This window comes from Microbacterium sp. MYb62 (genome assembly GCF_002979475.1).
Lineage (GTDB): Bacteria > Actinomycetota > Actinomycetes > Actinomycetales > Microbacteriaceae > Microbacterium.
This window is the reverse complement of sequence record NZ_PCOY01000002.1, coordinates 81,565-95,640: the sequence shown is the minus strand read 5'-3', so window position 1 is coordinate 95,640 and position 14,076 is coordinate 81,565. Positions and strand designations below refer to the sequence as shown.

Genomic DNA, 14,076 nt, shown 5'->3' with positions numbered 1-14,076 from the left:
GTTACGCCAGCCACCGAAGGGGAAGCGAGTAACCATGTCCGGAAAGTCCATCCAGGGTCGCGACAGCAAGAAGGCGCCGCAGCTCTCGCTCAAGGAGAAGCGAGCAGCGAAGCGGGAGAAGAACGCACCTGCCGAGTTCATCAAGCCCCGCAAGGGCGCGAAGGGCTGAGCGGATCCCCGCGGGCGGGTGCGTCGCCGCGGGCCGCACCCGCCCGCGCGCCGCACCCCGGCGCGGTCTCAACGGAAGACGCGGGTGATGCCGCTCCCGATCTGTGCCAGCTGGGTGAAGACGAGGAGGCGGTGGAGCGGTTTCAGGAGGACGCGCACGACGCGAAGTCCCCGACGGCGTCGCGTCGTATCCCAGGTGAGGGTCACGCGGATTTGCATTCCGCCAGCCGCATGTTCGAGTTCGAAGTCGACCACCCGCGGATTCGATCGCACGGCATCCGGGTACGAGAACCGCCAGCGGACGAGGGAGGGCTTCTCGCACTCCGCCCGTTCGACGCACTGTCGGCGGAACTCGCCTTTCACGCGCAGGGGCTTGCCGTCGGGGGTGGCGATCGTCGACTCGGCTTCCCAGGGCCCGATCTCGTCATCGTCCGCGTCGATCATGCCCACAGCCGGATCCCATTCGGGGATGCGCGCGGCAGACGACAGCAGGGCCCAGACGTCTTCGAGCGACGCGGGGACGAAGAAGGAGCGCGTCCCGGACAGCGCAGTCGTCTCGGGTGTCGCCGGGGGAGAGAGGCGGAGTCGCTGTACCTCGTCCAGCCGCGCGGCGAGAGTCGTGGGGTCGATGTCGAGTCGTCGCAGGATCTCGTCGATGAGCCCGCTCGGTTCGTCGAGGAGTGCGCGCAGCACGGCTGCGGAGTCGCCGCTCCGCTCCCCGCTCGTTGCTTCCTTCCAGACGGCGAGTGCTCGATCGGTCCATTCGTATCCCGAGGTCTCGTGGAACACGATGCGTCGGGGGCTGTCCGTGTCGGAGGCGATGCCGACGAGCTCGAGCTGAGCCGCGTGCTGCGTCGCGACGGCGGCGCGGGCCGTGTCGAGGCCGGCGCCCATGCCGCGCAGGATCTGCCCGCCGGTGTCGGGGTCGATGGTGAGGGCGAGGAGCAGGTGATCGATATCGGCGTCGCGGACGCCGAAGCGGGAGGCTTCCTCCATCGAGGCCAGCGACAGGGTGTGCATCGTGGCAGCGGCGTGGGTGAATCTGCTCATGAGTTCCTCCGGGGGACGGCGATGGACGGATCGACCCGCTTCGCGTGCTTCTTGTGCACCGCCTGTCTGGTGACGCCCAGGGCGTCGGCGATCGCCTGCCAGCTCATGCCGGACCGCAGAGCGGCTTCGACCTGGCGAAGTTCGAGGGCGTCGGCGAGGGTGCGCAGGGACGCGACCGCCCGCAGCCCTGCGCGCGGATCGGTCGTATCTGCGGCGATCTGCGCGACATCGAGGGATTCCATGCTGTCAACCTACGTTGCTTGATTCCCCGTTGTCAACCTGGGTTGCTCTGTGGTGGACGGTCCTGCATCGTCACACCGGCGACGGCCCGCCGCTCGGGCACGGGGTCGACGGCGAGAACCCGGTATCCGCGGTCTCGTGAGGTCGGTTTGTCAAGCACCTCGCCCGAGCGGGTGGTGCCGCGCAGGATCATCGGGAACGGAGGAAACATGGTCACCAACGTGCGCGACCTCGCCTGCACCACTGAAGACGTGTTCCGTGTGCTCGCGAACGGCTGGTTGTATCCCGCCTGGGTGGTCGGCGCCTCCCGCATGCGGGATGTCGATGCGGCCTGGCCCGAGGTCGGGGCGCAGCTGCATCATTCGTTCGGCGTCTGGCCGGCGCTGCTCGACGACACCACCGAGGTGATCACGTGGGATCAGCCTCGTCGTGTCGTGCTTCGCGCTCGCGGCTGGCCCATGGGCGAGGCGAGGGTCACGCTGCGGGCGCGAACGACGTCGTCCGGTTGCCAGGTGCGCATCGACGAGGAGCCGGTGAAGGGGCCGGCCGTGCTCATCCCCCGCCTGATCACGACTCCGATGCTCCGGTGGCGCAACGCCGAGACGCTTCACCGACTGGCCTATCTCGCGGAGGGGCGGGCGCGCTGACGTGCACGGGAGCGGATCACTCCCCGGAGTTCTCCTTGAACTGCCGCTCCCAGTCGCGCAGCTCGGAACGCCCGATGAGCGAGTCCAGCGACACCTGGAACAGCAGACCCTTGCGGGCGTTGACCTGCTTGATGTTGTCGACGATCTGGGTGGTCACGGCCGCCAGAGCCTCGCGCACCTCGGCGACCCTTTCGTCCGGCGCATCCCACAGGTCGGGTCGGGTGAGCAGGTCGAGGAGGTAGTCGGGTTCGAGCGCGGCGACGAGTCGGGCGAGCTTGTCGGAGTACTCCGCCTCGGCGAGCACGACCTGATCCGCTTCCGCTTTGGCGTCGAGGCGCACGAAGAGCTGCTCCACGTGCGAGGCGAGGGCATCGATTCCCGCCGCGGTCTCCGCGGCGACGGCGTTGCCCGGCAGATTCGCATAGTCGACGCGCAGTTCCCGCAGCCGGTTCACCCGCAGGCGGATACCGGCGGGCACGGGGTCGGTGGCCGTCACGGCCTTCGGTGCGCGGCGCCGCCGGGCGAGCAGGCCGATTGCCGTCCCGCCCGCCGCGAGCAGCACGGCGCCGCCGATGATCACGGGCAGCAGCCAGTCGGCGCCTCCCCCACCCGTGTCCCCGCCCGGCGACGACGGCGTCTCCTCGACGATCTGCTGCACCGTCTCGACCAGCGCGGTCTGGGTGTCACCGTCGGCTGCGGCCTCGTTCGTGTTCGCGATGGCCAGCGCGTCGTCGCGGTCGATCGCCGTCGAGGTGGCCTGGATGTCGTCGCCGACGGCGAGCACCACGGTCTTCTGTGGAACCTTCTCGCTGATGCGGCTGAGCAGCTCGAGGTCGTACACCGCGCCCAGGTCGGCATCCGGCGGAAGGACCACCACCGCGATCGATCCGTCGCCGGGGACCGCATCCGTCAAAGTGGTCGTCAGGCCTTCCGAGCCCTTCAGCCCGGGCGCGACATAGACGTCGCTCGACTGCAGGGCGGCGGCGATCGTGTCGGCGACCCCGTTCAGGTCGGATGCCGGGACGATGATCATTCGCACCTCAGAAGTTGTTGATCACGGAGGCGAAGACGAGGTCGATGCGCTCGGCGTCCGACGCGTCGAACATCTGACCCCCGGTGGCGTCCGCGATGCGCTGCAGGGCCGACGTGTCCGCGCCGGAGCCGTAGGCGATCGGGAAGATCCGCACGGGGGCGTCGGTGCCGCCCTCCTTCGTGCTCTTGCCGATCTTGGCGATCAGCGAGTCGAGCGACGTGGTGGAATCGGTGTCCTCGCCGTCGGACAGCACGACGATCGCGTTGATGCGTCCGGGTTCCGCCCGCTCGCTCATGGCCTCGTACGCCGTGAGGAGCGCGTCGTACAGCGGTGTGCCGTTCCGCTGCGCGTACCGGAGGTCGTCGAGCGAGGAGTCCAGCTTCTCCCCGTCCGAGCCCAGCGCCGTGACATCGCGCAGCACCTGGATGCCCTCGCCCTCGTCGGACGAGACGCCGGTCGTGAACGCCCAGACACCGACCTCGTCGGTCGAGCGGAAATGGTCGAGCGTGGTCTGCGCGCCCTGGATGGCACCGTCGAGCCGCGAGCGGCCGTCGCCGATCGGTTCATCCATCGAGCCGGAGATGTCGATGAGCTCCAGCACGGACGACGGCTTGCGCACCTGGGTCCACTGGTCGATCGCGGTCGAGATCACGTCGACCTCTGGCTTGGGCAGCGTCACGGCGGGCTGCGCCGGATCCACGCCGAAGTTCGCCGTGAACAGGTCGCCGAGCGGGACGGACTCGTCGAGCGGCCGGAAGCCGTACTCGGGGAGGATCTCCTGGGCGGGCGTGGTCTGCAGGAACTCCGCGAAAGCCTCCCCCGCGGTCCGCTGTTCGGGCGTGACCCAGTCGGCTCCGAGCACCGTCACCGGGTTGTCCGACCACATCGAGCCGCCGGAGGGGTACACCGCGACGAGCTTGGTCTTCGGCGGGGTCAGGGTCTCACCCGGCTGCACGGTGTGCGAGTCGGGGTTGCCCTTGTTGTAGTTGAGCAGCGAGGTCTCCTCGAGCGCCACGGCCGAGACGTAGGCCGATCCGTTCGCGCCGTTCTGCGTCTCGTCGTAGAGCGTCGACAGCACGTTGCCGGTCGTGTCGCCGTAGTGGATCACGCACTCCTCGAACACGCGCGAGAAGTCGGCAGCGGCATCCACGTCGGCCGAGGTTAGCCCCTCGGCCTTGCCGGATGCCTCGTACGACTGCATCAGGATGGTCGAGAGTCCGGTGGTCGAGGTGTTCGGGTTCGTCTTCGAGATCTTGAACGCGCCCCAGATGTCCTTCCCGACGCTCCCCCAGCCGTCGGGGTTCTGGCAGAGGCCCTCGAGCTCGGTGATGCTGATGGGCTTGTCGGGCCATCCCAGCGCCTTGGCCATCGGCTCCGGCATGCCGAACACGACGGGCGTCCGGGTGAACGAGGCGGGAGTGCCGACCAGGTTCGGCGAGGCGGCTGCCGCGACGCGGTCGGTCCAGACGGTCGATGCCGGCGACCACAGCGTCGGCCACAGGGCGCGGTCGTCGCTCGGCCAGTCCTCGCCCGAGGTGAGGTAGCGCGCGGCGTTCCCCGACGACACGTTCGTGGGGCGCACGGTGACGCAGGTGTCGAGGGCGTCGTGCTCCGGGGACTCCTTGAACGCGGTCGCCAGCTCGTCGAGCATGTTGACCTTCTCCGACGAGGTCGCGATGGTGATGTGCGTGCATCCGTCGTCGGGGAAGCCCTGGCCGCCGTCGGTGGTCGGCTCCTCTCCCCCGCCCGTGCAGGCTGCGAGCACCAGCGCGGCGATGGCGGCCGTCGCGAGGGCGGCAGGTGTTCGCCGGAAGATGGTCCGTCGTGCGGTGCGAGGCGCGCTCATGGGCCTAGGCTACCCAGGTATCGGGCTCGTGATCACGCGTTTCCGGCGCGCATGAACTCCTCGGCCTCGCGCACCTGTTCCGCAGTCGGCCGGATGCCGGTGTAGAGGACGAACTGCTCGAGTGCCTGCAGCGTCGCGACCTCGGCACCCGTGATCACCGTCTTGCCGGCCGCGCGGCCCGCCGCGATGAGGGGTGTCTCGGCAGGAAGAGCCACGACGTCGAACACCACGGATGCTGCACCGACCGCCTCTTCGGAGAACGCCAGCGCGTGCTCCTCCGTGCCGCCGGCCATGCCGATCGGCGTGACGTTGACGAGGACATCGGCTGTGGCGTCGTCGGTATCCGCTCTCCACCCGAAGCCGTACAGGTCGGCGAGCGCGCGTCCGTTCTCCTCGTTCCTGGCGACGATCGTCACGCGTGCGAACCCCGCGTCTCGGAACGCGGCGGCGGTCGCCTTCGCCATGCCGCCCGACCCGCGCAGCAGCACCGACGCCGCGGGATCCAGCGCATTGCGCTCGATGAGCTGCGCGATCGCGGAGTAGTCGGTGTTGTGGGCCGTGAGCACGCTGCCGTCGTTCACGATCGTGTTCACGGAGTCGATCGCGCTCGCCGAGGCGTCCATCCGGTCGACGAGGGCGATGACCTCCTCCTTGTAGGGCATGGAGACGGCGCAACCGCGGATGCCGAGTCCGCGGACGCCCGCGATCGCCTGAGCGAGGTCGGTGGGCGCGAACGCCTTGTAGATCCAGTTCAGGCCGAGGGCTTCGTAGAGGTGGTTGTGGAAGCGCGTGCCGTTGTTGCTCGGCCGTGCCGACAACGAGATGCACAGGGTCATGTCCTTGTTGAGCAGCGTCACCGGATCAGGCTACTCGCGAGCCCGTGCTCGTGTGCGATGCCGTGTCAGAATCCCGCCGGTGCGGACGACGATGCATCGCGATGACGCCGGGGCGCCTGCGGCTGACCCGGCGCTGAAGCCCGCGGATTCGGGGGAGACGGACGACGGAGGTGCCTCCGTGCTGTGCGCCCTGTCTCCTCCCGAAACCTGCGATCCCTGCGGGATCAGGTCCCCCACCTTCTTCGATCTCGCCGGGACGAAAGTCCGTGGCGGGATCGAAAGCCCTCCCCTATGGTGAAGGTGCATGCACACGGGGATTGATCGTCTCCGTCTCTCCCCACGAGACGACGGCCCACCCCAGGGGCAGACGATCCGTGCATGCGATTGGGCCCTCTCGAGTAGTTCAGTCCCCAATGGGCTACTCGAGGGGGCCGCTATCGCTCAGTCTCCCACTGAAATTCAGATTTGTCCCCCAAAAGGGGGACAAGAGCTTCGAAAAGAAGCTAAGCTACTTCTGACGCACCCTCCGGTCGTCTTCGGCCCTCATCGCTCCCCCCGCGGTGAGGGCCACACCATTTTTTGGGCGCCGTGCGCGCCCAGCCCCCGCGAATCCGCCAGATGACGGCCGGATGCCGCTCGTGCAACATTTGGATTACCTTCTCGCAACTGCTATTCCGCTCGGGGCCTCCTCCACTAGCGTTAGCGATGTCGGGGCATCCCTGCGTCGGCTTCTTCACCAGCAGAACAGGCAGTACATGAGCACCCAGGGCACGGTTAAGTGGTTCAACTCGGAGAAGGGCTTCGGCTTCATCTCCCCCGACGACGGAGGCGCTGACGTCTTCGCGCACTACTCCGCCATCCAGTCATCCGGCTACCGGTCTCTCGAAGAGAACCAGCGAGTCGAGTTCGATGTGGCGCAGGGTCCGAAGGGCCTGCAGGCAGAGAACATTCGCCCCGTCTGAGACGGGCGAGACACAGAGCTCCCCACCGGATCGCGTCCCTGATGCGTCATCCGGCGGGGAGTTCTGTGCTTTCCGAGGGTCGCGGCAGGGGTGTGGAGCGCGCTGATCAGCGGTTGCGCGGCCCTGCGGGTATGCGCGTGCGGTGCGTCAGGCGAGCAGGAGCGCGCGCAGCTCGGCGACCGAGGCGACGCGGAATGCGGCGTCATCCCCTTCGTGGGAATCGCTGAAACCCCACTCGACGAAGATCACGGGAACATCGTTGTCGTTGCCGCCTTCGACGTCGTGATGTCGGTCACCGATCAGCACGGGTCGAGACGTGTCGGCGCCGAGCTCGCGCAGGCGGCGCAGCGCTTCGGCCACGATGTCGGTCTTCGAGGCGAGAGTCGATTCGTCGGGCGTGGCGCCGACCGTCGTCAAGAACGCGGGGCGGAGGCCGAAGTGGTCGACGAGCGCGTCGACCTGGTTCTCGGGCTTCGAGCTGGCCGTCGCCTGCGGCACCCCGGAGGCGTGCAGCTCGTTGATGAGGTCGACCACTCCCGGGTAGGTCGCGACGTCGGTCGTATAGCCGTCGGCCTTGCCGAGCGTGCGGTAGAAGGCGACCGCCTCGGCGGACTGCTCCGGCGTCATGCCCGCCTGGTCCTGGAAGGACTGGAACATGGGCGGACCGATCCAGTGCACCAGCTGTTCGCGCGTCGGTGCCGGATGGCCGAAGTGCGTGAGCGCGATGTCGAGCCGACGGAGGATGCCGACGGATGCGTCGACGATGGTGCCGTCGACGTCCCACAGCACGCAGGAGTAGGGGGAGTGGGCCATCTCTCCAGCCTATGGGCCCGAGAGAGGACGGCCGCTCTTCCTGCACAGGTGTGCAACACAAAGGGTTCTGCACACCTCATGTGAGCGCCTGGTGTCTCCATATAAGGTCGTGACAACGGCGGAATCACGGGCGAGAATGGGGGCATGTACGTGTCGGTGGAAGTCATCACGATGCTGGCGACAGCAGTGACGCTCTTGGTGGCGATCATCAGCGGTTTCGGCTGGATGATCAACCGGATGGACGCCCGATTCGCGGCGATGGATGCGAAGTTCGATGCGCGGTTCGATGCGCAGGACGCGAAGTTCGACGCGCGGTTCGATGCGCAGGACGCGAAGTTCGACGCGCGGTTCGATGCCCAGGACGCGAAGTTCGACGCGCGGTTCGCGGCGATGGATGCGAAGTTCGATGTGCGGTTCAACCGCTTCGAGCAGCAGATCTTCGAGGTGAAGATCGCGATCGCGCGGCTGGAGGGGCCGACGCCTCGGCTCATCGCCGCGCGCTGAACGGCGGCGCCTCAGAACAGGCGGGGGATGCCCGACTCGATGCCCTTCATGTCGTCGTAGTCGAGCACCAGACAGCGGATGCCGCGATCCTCGGCGAGCACACGCGCCTGGGGCTTGATCTCCTGCGCGGCGAAGACGCCCTGCACGGGGGAGAGGTGCGGGTCACGGCCGAGCAGTTCGAGGTAGCGGGTGAGCTGTTCCACGCCGTCGATGTCGCCGCGGCGCTTGATCTCGACCGCGATCGCGGCGCCGTCGGCATCGCGCACCAGCAGGTCGACGGGACCGATGGCGGTCGGATATTCGCGGCGCACGAGCGTCGCGCCCTCGGAGATGCGCTCGACCTGCTCGGCGAGGAGCCGCTGCAGGTCGGCCTCGACGCCGTCCTTCTGCAGCCCGGGGTCGATGCCCAGCTCATGGGAGGTGTCGTGGATGATCTCGTAGATCTGCACGCGCAGAGCATCGCCGGTCTTCTTGTGGGTGACGCGCCAGACCTCGACGACGCCGGCGCTCGCCTCTTCCTCGCCGGGGGTCTCGCTCGAGAGCGAACACGGCGGGCTCATCCAGTTCAGCGGCTTGTAACTGCCGCCGTCGGAGTGCACGAGCAGACTCCCGTCTCCCTTGTGCACGAGCAGACGCGTGGCAAGCGGGAGATGGGCATTGAGCCGACCGGTGTAGTCGACCGAGCAGCGGGCGATGACGAGACGCACCCGTCGAGCCTACTTCGTCCTGGTCCCGCTCCGTCGCAGCCGAGGGGGCGCGGCTCCTCACCGGTCGAGGAAGGCGCCGATCGCCTCGAAGAGCCCGAGCTCGGTCGCGGCGGAGCGGGCGATGAGGAACCCGATGATGCCGATGATCCAGGCGGTGTTCTCGGCACCGGTGCGCTCCATCCAGGCCGCGAAGCGCTCGAGCGGCCGCTGGACCAGGGGAGCGGCGACGAGGCGGAGGACGAGCAGCACGATCGCCGGCAGGATCATCAGCGCGCAGTATCCGACGAGCGAGAGCACACGCAGGGGCGTGTCGATCCCGGCGTCGGCGAGCATCGTCATCGCGACGATGTAGGGCAGCATGGTGGCCACCTCGACGAGACCGGCCGCGATCGCGACGGCCATCACCGCCGTGCCGCGGGTGCGCGGGTCGAGCAGGCGGTCCCGCCAGCGGGTGATGCGTCCGCCACGGGGCGCGGTACCCGTGTCCACCGCGGCGGCAGTGGGCGGGGGTGGCGTCATATCCGGGGAGACGTGCGCCGTGCCCGTCGTCGGCATCCCCGTCCACGGAGAGACCTGCGGGGCGGATGCGGCCGGGGGCGTGGGCGTGGGCGCGGCCGTGGAGGTGGCCTTCTTCTCGCCCGTCGGCATCACGAAAGCGGTGATCAGGAGCACTCCTCCCACCAGAAGACGGATGATCAGTCCCGCGGGCGATGCCAGGAAGTCGGACGCGACGTCGACGAGGTTCACCAGCCCCCACAGGAACAGCAACCCGACGACGAGGTAGAACGCGGCGATCGTCACGAGATACAGCAGGATGCGTCCGGCGCGCACCCGCCCCGGATGCAGCAGCAGGAAGACCGGGATGAGGAGCGTGCCGACGCTCAGCCCGTCGATCAGCGCCAGGAGCGCGAGGGAGAGGGGGAGCGACAGCCCGCCGAAGAGTTCCATGTCTCCACGCTCGTCGAACCGCGCCCGCGACGGATCGGGCGAAAGTACCGTTCCCTTCGGGCCCCTCATCCCTTCGTCGGATGCGCCACGCCGCGCGCCATGGTTGCATGAGGTCATGCACGAGCAGGTCGAAGGCGGATTCGGCGCCTGGTACCGGCGGCACCGCAGGTGGGCCGACCCGATCGGGATGGCCGTCCTCGCGGTCGTGATGGCCGCCCTCGGGTTCCGCGGCATCTGGGGGCCCTTCTCGATCCTTCCGGAACCCGTCTCCCCGTGGTGGGCGCTGGCCCTCGCCCTCCCTGCATGTCTGCTCGCCCTCGCGAAGCGGCGGATGCCGATCACCGTCCTCGTGCTCGTCGCGCTGCTCTTCGTGATCGATCTGCTCACCGTCGGCGGCATCGGCACCCTGGTCGTCCTGCTGGATGTGCTGTGGACGGTGGCGTTCCTCGCCACCGCGAAGGGACGACGGGTGCTGCTCGTCCTGCTGGGAGCCTCGACGGCCATCCTGTTCGTCACCGCCTGGCTCTTCACCGACGTGTCGTTCCCGGTGGCGTTCCTCATCGGCGTGCAGTTCGGTGCGATCTTCGGCACCGACTACTGGTGGGCGGTCGCCGTCTCCCAGGCCAACGAACTCGCCGAGCTGCACCGCCAGCGCGCGGACGATGCCGCCGCCGTCGCCGATCGCGACCGTGCGGAAGCCGTGCAGCGCGAGCGAGAGACGATGGCGAGAGAACTCCACGACGTCGTCGCCGGCCACGTGATGGCGATGGCGATCCGCGCGGAGGCCGCGTTGTCGACGGACCCCGATCGCCTGCGGGATCGTGCAGCGCTGCAGGCCGTGCGCGATGCGGGTCTCGATGCCCACGGGGCACTGCGATCCATGATCTCGGTGCTGCGTCGCGGCGACGGGAGCCTCGGGCCGGCCCCGCGCTGGGCTGATCTCGACGGCATCGTGAAGGAGGCGGAGCGAGCGGGACTCGTCGTCACCCTCTGCGCTGACGATGTCCATGACCTCGGACCCGCGTCCGAGCAGACCGTCGTCCGCATCGTGCGGGAGTCGCTGACCAACTGCGTCCGGCATGCGAGCGGCGCCGAAGTCGAGGTCGCGATCGAGGAACGGGACGCCGAGGTGCACGTCGGAGTGCGTTCGCGCGGCGGGGTCGCCAGTCCCGCGGCAGCGCACGGCGGCGAGGGCTGGGGTCTGCAGATGCTCCGCGAGCGCGTCAGCGCACTGGGCGGCGTCTTCTCCGCGGGGCCGGTCGCCGGGGGATGGTCGGTCGAGGGTCGGATCCCGATCGAGGTGCGGGTGTGACCGCGCCGACGGTGCTGCTCGCCGACGACCACGCCGCGATCAGGGCCGGCCTGCGCATCATGCTCGAGGCGCAGGGCATCCGGGTGGTCGGCGAGGCCGCGGACGGCGACGTGGCTGTGCGGAATGCCGCGGCCCTGCGCCCCGACGTCGTGCTCATGGACCTTCGCATGCCCGGCCGGGATGGGATCTCGGCCACCAGCGAGATCGTCACCCGCGGCCTCGGCGACGTGTTGGTCCTGACGAGCTTCGACGAGGACGAGCTCGTCTTCGGGGCCATCCGCGCCGGAGCGGCGGGATTCCTGCTCAAGACGGTCGACGCTCCCACCCTCGTGCAGGCCGTGCGGTCGGTGGCAGCGGGGGAGGGTGCCCTCGATCCCCGAGTGACCCGACGCGCGCTCGCCGCGGCGGCGCAGGGCGTAGCCGTTCCGGCTCCGGCGCGTCATGAGCAGCCCGACCTCACCATCCGCGAGCAGGAGGTGCTCGACGGCATCCTGCAGGGCTGGTCGAACGCCCAGCTCGCGACGCACCTGCGCATCTCGGTGCCGACCGTCAAGACGCATGTCTCCAACGTGCTGACCAAGCTGGGCGCACGCAGCCGCTCGCACGCGGCAGCCCTCGTGCGCGCACGCGAGAACTGACTCTCAGCCCCGTTCCGTCTTCGCGACCGGTGTCTTCTCGTCATCCCGCAGCGGTCGGGCAGCGCCCGAGAACAGGCCGGACATCACGACGAGGGCGACCAGGATGAACAGCGTGTTCAGCAGCCCGATGTGCTCGCTGATGACGCCGAGCACCGGGGGACCGCCGAGGAAGGCGACGTAGCCGATCGTCGCGGCCGCGCTCACCCGCGCCGCAGCCTTGGCGGGGTCGTCGGCGGCGGCGGACATGCCGAGCGGGAACCCGAGCGATGCGCCGATGCCCCAGAGCGCGGCCCCGACCAGCACGAGCGGGAAGGTGGGAGCGAGGATGAACAGCAGGATGCCCGAGGCCGCAGCCACCGCCAGGATGCGCAGCACCAACACGCGGCCGAACCGATCGACGAGCGGACCACCGAACAGGCGCACCACCGTCATCCCCACGGAGAACACGGCGAGCGACACGGCCCCGGTGCCCTCCGCGAACCCGTGACCCTGTTCGGTGCCGAGGGCGATCCAGTCGTTGGCCCCGCCCTCGGCGAAAGACATGCCGAGCATGACGACGCCGATCAGGTAGGTGCGCGGCTCGCGCCACGCCTCGAGGGCGGTGTGCATGCGTGCCCGGAACGGCGGCTTCTCGTGTGCCACCGGATCGAGGGTCGCCTCGCGCACGGGCACCTGGAAGAAGCAGGCGATCGCGATCACGGCGATCAGGCTCCCCATGATCGCGGCATGGGTGGCGACGTCGACCGTCAGCTGCGCCGCGAGGGCGCCGATGCCGGCGCCGATGACCGTGCCGAAGCTGAAGAACGCATGGAACACGGGCAGGATCGTCTTGCCCATCTGCTGCTCGATCGCCGTCGCCTCGACGTTCATCATCACGTCGACCGAGCCGTTGCCGAAGCCGAAGAGCGCCATGCCGACGATGACCACCGGGACGGATCCGAAGACGTTGGCCCCGAGACCGACGAGCACGATCCCGACGGCGAAGGTCAACATCGTCAGGAGCATGCCCCGCCGCGCGCCGATGCGCGCCATCACCGCGGGCCCGGTCGAGATGCCGATGATCGACGACACGCCCATGCCGAGCAGGATGAGGCCGACCTGCGCGTTGTCGAGTCCCAGTGCCTCCTTGATGCCGGGCACACGGGACGCCCATGTCGCGATCGAGAGGCCGCTCGCGAGGAAGATGGCGAAGATCGCCGCGCGCCAGCGCACGAACTGCGAACGGGTGAGGGCTGTCTCCATGCCGGACAGCCTATCGAATCGATTCGACCCAGGGGAACGGATGCGGGCTATCCTCGAAGTATGAGCAGTCAGGAGACGCCGCGTCGGCCCACGATCGCCGACGTCGCACGCGAGGCCGGAGTGGCGACTTCCACCGCCTCGGTGGTCTTCAGCGGCAAGGCGAACGTCGCCGCCTCCACACGGGAACGTGTGCTCGCGGCTGCTGCCGAGCTCGGATATGCCGGGCCGGATCCCCGTGCGGCGTCTCTGCGCCGCGGGCGCAGCGGCATCGTCGCCGTCGTCCTCGAAGGACATCTGCGCGCGGCGTTCCTCGATCCGGTGACGACGGCCATGATGGACGGACTCACCGACGGACTCGCCGAGCTCAGTGCGGGCATCCTGCTGATGCGCGACGAAGCGGGGGAGGAGGGCGCGGCCATCGCCAGCGCTCCCGTCGACGCCTTCGTGCTGATCGGCTGCTCCGGGCGCACCAGAGCCTCTCTTGAAGTGGTGGTCGGCCGCGGTCTGCCGGTCGTCGTGATCGAAGGCGATGCGGGCGAGGCGATCCCGCGCATCACCCTGGACAACACCGAGGCCTCCGCCGACGTCGCCCGACACGTCCGCGAACTCGGTCACCGTGACGTCGCGCTCGTCACGCTCCCCCTCGACAGCGATCGGGACAGGGCCCCGGTCACCCCTGAGCGGATCGCGACCGCGACCGTCGACGTGACCGTTCACCGACTCGAGGGGATGCGCCGGGTGTTCCCCGACGCCCCCGCGATCTCGGCATCCGGAAGTCTCATCGACGAAGGCGTCCTGGTGGGGCGCATGCTCCTGTCAGACCCCGAGACGCGGCCGACCGCCGTGCTCGCCCAGAGCGACCTGCTCGCGGTCGGCGTGATCCGCGCCGCGGAGGAACGGGGACTGCGCGTGCCGGAGGACCTCTCCGTGGCCGGCTTCGACGGCATCGAGGTCGACGGCCTCGGAGACCTCACCCTCACCACCAGTGTGCAGCCCGCGGTCGAGAAGGGGCGCGCGGCGGGGGAGCAGGTGGCGCGCATGCTGCGAGGCGAGCCCGGCGAGACGCAGGACCTCACCTGCGTGTTCCGCGCCGGTACGACGACCGGGCCCGTTCCGCGCTGAGCCGCCCG

The 14,076-nt window shown here is 69.1% G+C and carries 16 protein-coding genes; 7 read left to right on the top strand and 9 right to left on the bottom strand.

What is annotated here, in order from left to right:
- Positions 1–34: 34 nt before the first annotated feature.
- On the top strand, positions 35–169 hold the full coding sequence (locus CQ042_RS20655) for a hypothetical protein (RefSeq protein ID WP_017829963.1): 135 nt from the start codon (positions 35–37) through the stop codon (positions 167–169).
- Positions 170–237: 68 nt separating this feature from the next.
- Here CQ042_RS20655 and CQ042_RS02925 read toward each other — a convergent pair whose 3' ends face one another.
- Positions 238–1,218, bottom strand: coding sequence for an SRPBCC domain-containing protein (locus CQ042_RS02925; RefSeq protein ID WP_105668738.1), 981 nt, complete (start codon positions 1,216–1,218; stop codon positions 238–240).
- The gene (locus tag CQ042_RS02920) at positions 1,215–1,460 is read right to left on the bottom strand and encodes a hypothetical protein (RefSeq protein ID WP_105668737.1); all 246 of its coding nucleotides are present in this window, start codon (positions 1,458–1,460) and stop codon (positions 1,215–1,217) included. The genes CQ042_RS02925 and CQ042_RS02920 overlap by 4 nt, the downstream gene beginning before the upstream one ends.
- Positions 1,461–1,667: 207 nt before the next feature.
- Here CQ042_RS02920 and CQ042_RS02915 point away from each other — a divergent pair, with 207 nt between their 5' ends.
- Positions 1,668–2,105, top strand: a complete 438-nt coding sequence (locus tag CQ042_RS02915; protein WP_105668736.1) for an SRPBCC family protein — start codon at positions 1,668–1,670, stop codon at positions 2,103–2,105.
- 16 nt (positions 2,106–2,121) lie between these two features.
- Here the strand turns inward: CQ042_RS02915 and CQ042_RS02910 are convergent, their stop codons facing one another.
- Genes CQ042_RS02910 through CQ042_RS02900 form a run of 3 tightly spaced genes read right to left on the bottom strand, consistent with a single transcriptional unit; the run spans position 2,122 to position 5,841 of the window.
- Positions 2,122–3,138: a hypothetical protein gene (locus tag CQ042_RS02910; RefSeq protein ID WP_105668735.1), complete on the bottom strand. Its 1,017-nt coding sequence runs from the start codon at positions 3,136–3,138 to the stop codon at positions 2,122–2,124.
- A 7-nt stretch (positions 3,139–3,145) separates the two neighbouring features.
- Complete coding sequence (locus CQ042_RS02905; protein WP_105668734.1) at positions 3,146–4,984, bottom strand: substrate-binding and VWA domain-containing protein; 1,839 nt, start codon at positions 4,982–4,984, stop codon at positions 3,146–3,148.
- A 32-nt stretch (positions 4,985–5,016) separates the two neighbouring features.
- A complete protein-coding gene (locus CQ042_RS02900) occupies positions 5,017–5,841 on the bottom strand; it encodes a shikimate 5-dehydrogenase (protein ID WP_258131983.1) in 825 nt (274 codons plus the stop codon).
- A 734-nt stretch (positions 5,842–6,575) separates the two neighbouring features.
- On the opposite strand from CQ042_RS02900, the gene CQ042_RS02895 reads away from it, so the two are divergent.
- Positions 6,576–6,782 (top strand): cold-shock protein, encoded by a 207-nt coding sequence (locus CQ042_RS02895; RefSeq protein WP_017203899.1) that lies wholly within the window; start codon positions 6,576–6,578, stop codon positions 6,780–6,782.
- 147 nt (positions 6,783–6,929) lie between these two features.
- Here CQ042_RS02895 and CQ042_RS02890 read toward each other — a convergent pair whose 3' ends face one another.
- Positions 6,930–7,595 (bottom strand): HAD hydrolase-like protein, encoded by a 666-nt coding sequence (locus tag CQ042_RS02890; RefSeq protein WP_105668733.1) that lies wholly within the window; start codon positions 7,593–7,595, stop codon positions 6,930–6,932.
- A 144-nt stretch (positions 7,596–7,739) separates the two neighbouring features.
- On the opposite strand from CQ042_RS02890, the gene CQ042_RS02885 reads away from it, so the two are divergent.
- Positions 7,740–8,099: a response regulator gene (locus tag CQ042_RS02885; protein WP_105668732.1), complete on the top strand. Its 360-nt coding sequence runs from the start codon at positions 7,740–7,742 to the stop codon at positions 8,097–8,099.
- A gap of 11 nt (positions 8,100–8,110) precedes the next feature.
- Here CQ042_RS02885 and nucS read toward each other — a convergent pair whose 3' ends face one another.
- Both nucS and CQ042_RS02875 read right to left on the bottom strand, forming a co-directional pair.
- A complete protein-coding gene (gene nucS / locus CQ042_RS02880; RefSeq protein WP_105668731.1) occupies positions 8,111–8,806 on the bottom strand; it encodes an endonuclease NucS in 696 nt (231 codons plus the stop codon).
- A 57-nt stretch (positions 8,807–8,863) separates the two neighbouring features.
- Positions 8,864–9,754: a GAP family protein gene (locus tag CQ042_RS02875; RefSeq protein ID WP_105668730.1), complete on the bottom strand. Its 891-nt coding sequence runs from the start codon at positions 9,752–9,754 to the stop codon at positions 8,864–8,866.
- A gap of 115 nt (positions 9,755–9,869) precedes the next feature.
- Here CQ042_RS02875 and CQ042_RS02870 point away from each other — a divergent pair, with 115 nt between their 5' ends.
- Both CQ042_RS02870 and CQ042_RS02865 read left to right on the top strand, forming a co-directional pair.
- Positions 9,870–11,066 (top strand): sensor histidine kinase, encoded by a 1,197-nt coding sequence (locus CQ042_RS02870; protein WP_105668729.1) that lies wholly within the window; start codon positions 9,870–9,872, stop codon positions 11,064–11,066.
- Positions 11,063–11,704, top strand: a complete 642-nt coding sequence (locus tag CQ042_RS02865) for a response regulator transcription factor (protein ID WP_258131982.1) — start codon at positions 11,063–11,065, stop codon at positions 11,702–11,704. The genes CQ042_RS02870 and CQ042_RS02865 overlap by 4 nt, the downstream gene beginning before the upstream one ends.
- Before the next feature lie 3 nt (positions 11,705–11,707).
- Here the strand turns inward: CQ042_RS02865 and CQ042_RS02860 are convergent, their stop codons facing one another.
- On the bottom strand, positions 11,708–12,946 hold the full coding sequence (locus tag CQ042_RS02860) for an MFS transporter (protein ID WP_105668727.1): 1,239 nt from the start codon (positions 12,944–12,946) through the stop codon (positions 11,708–11,710).
- 60 nt (positions 12,947–13,006) lie between these two features.
- Between CQ042_RS02860 and CQ042_RS02855 the strand changes: the two genes are divergently transcribed.
- Positions 13,007–14,068 carry a LacI family DNA-binding transcriptional regulator gene (locus CQ042_RS02855; RefSeq protein WP_105668726.1) on the top strand — a complete coding sequence of 354 codons (1,062 nt, stop codon included), beginning with the start codon at positions 13,007–13,009 and terminating at the stop codon, positions 14,066–14,068.
- Positions 14,069–14,076: the final 8 nt, after the last annotated feature.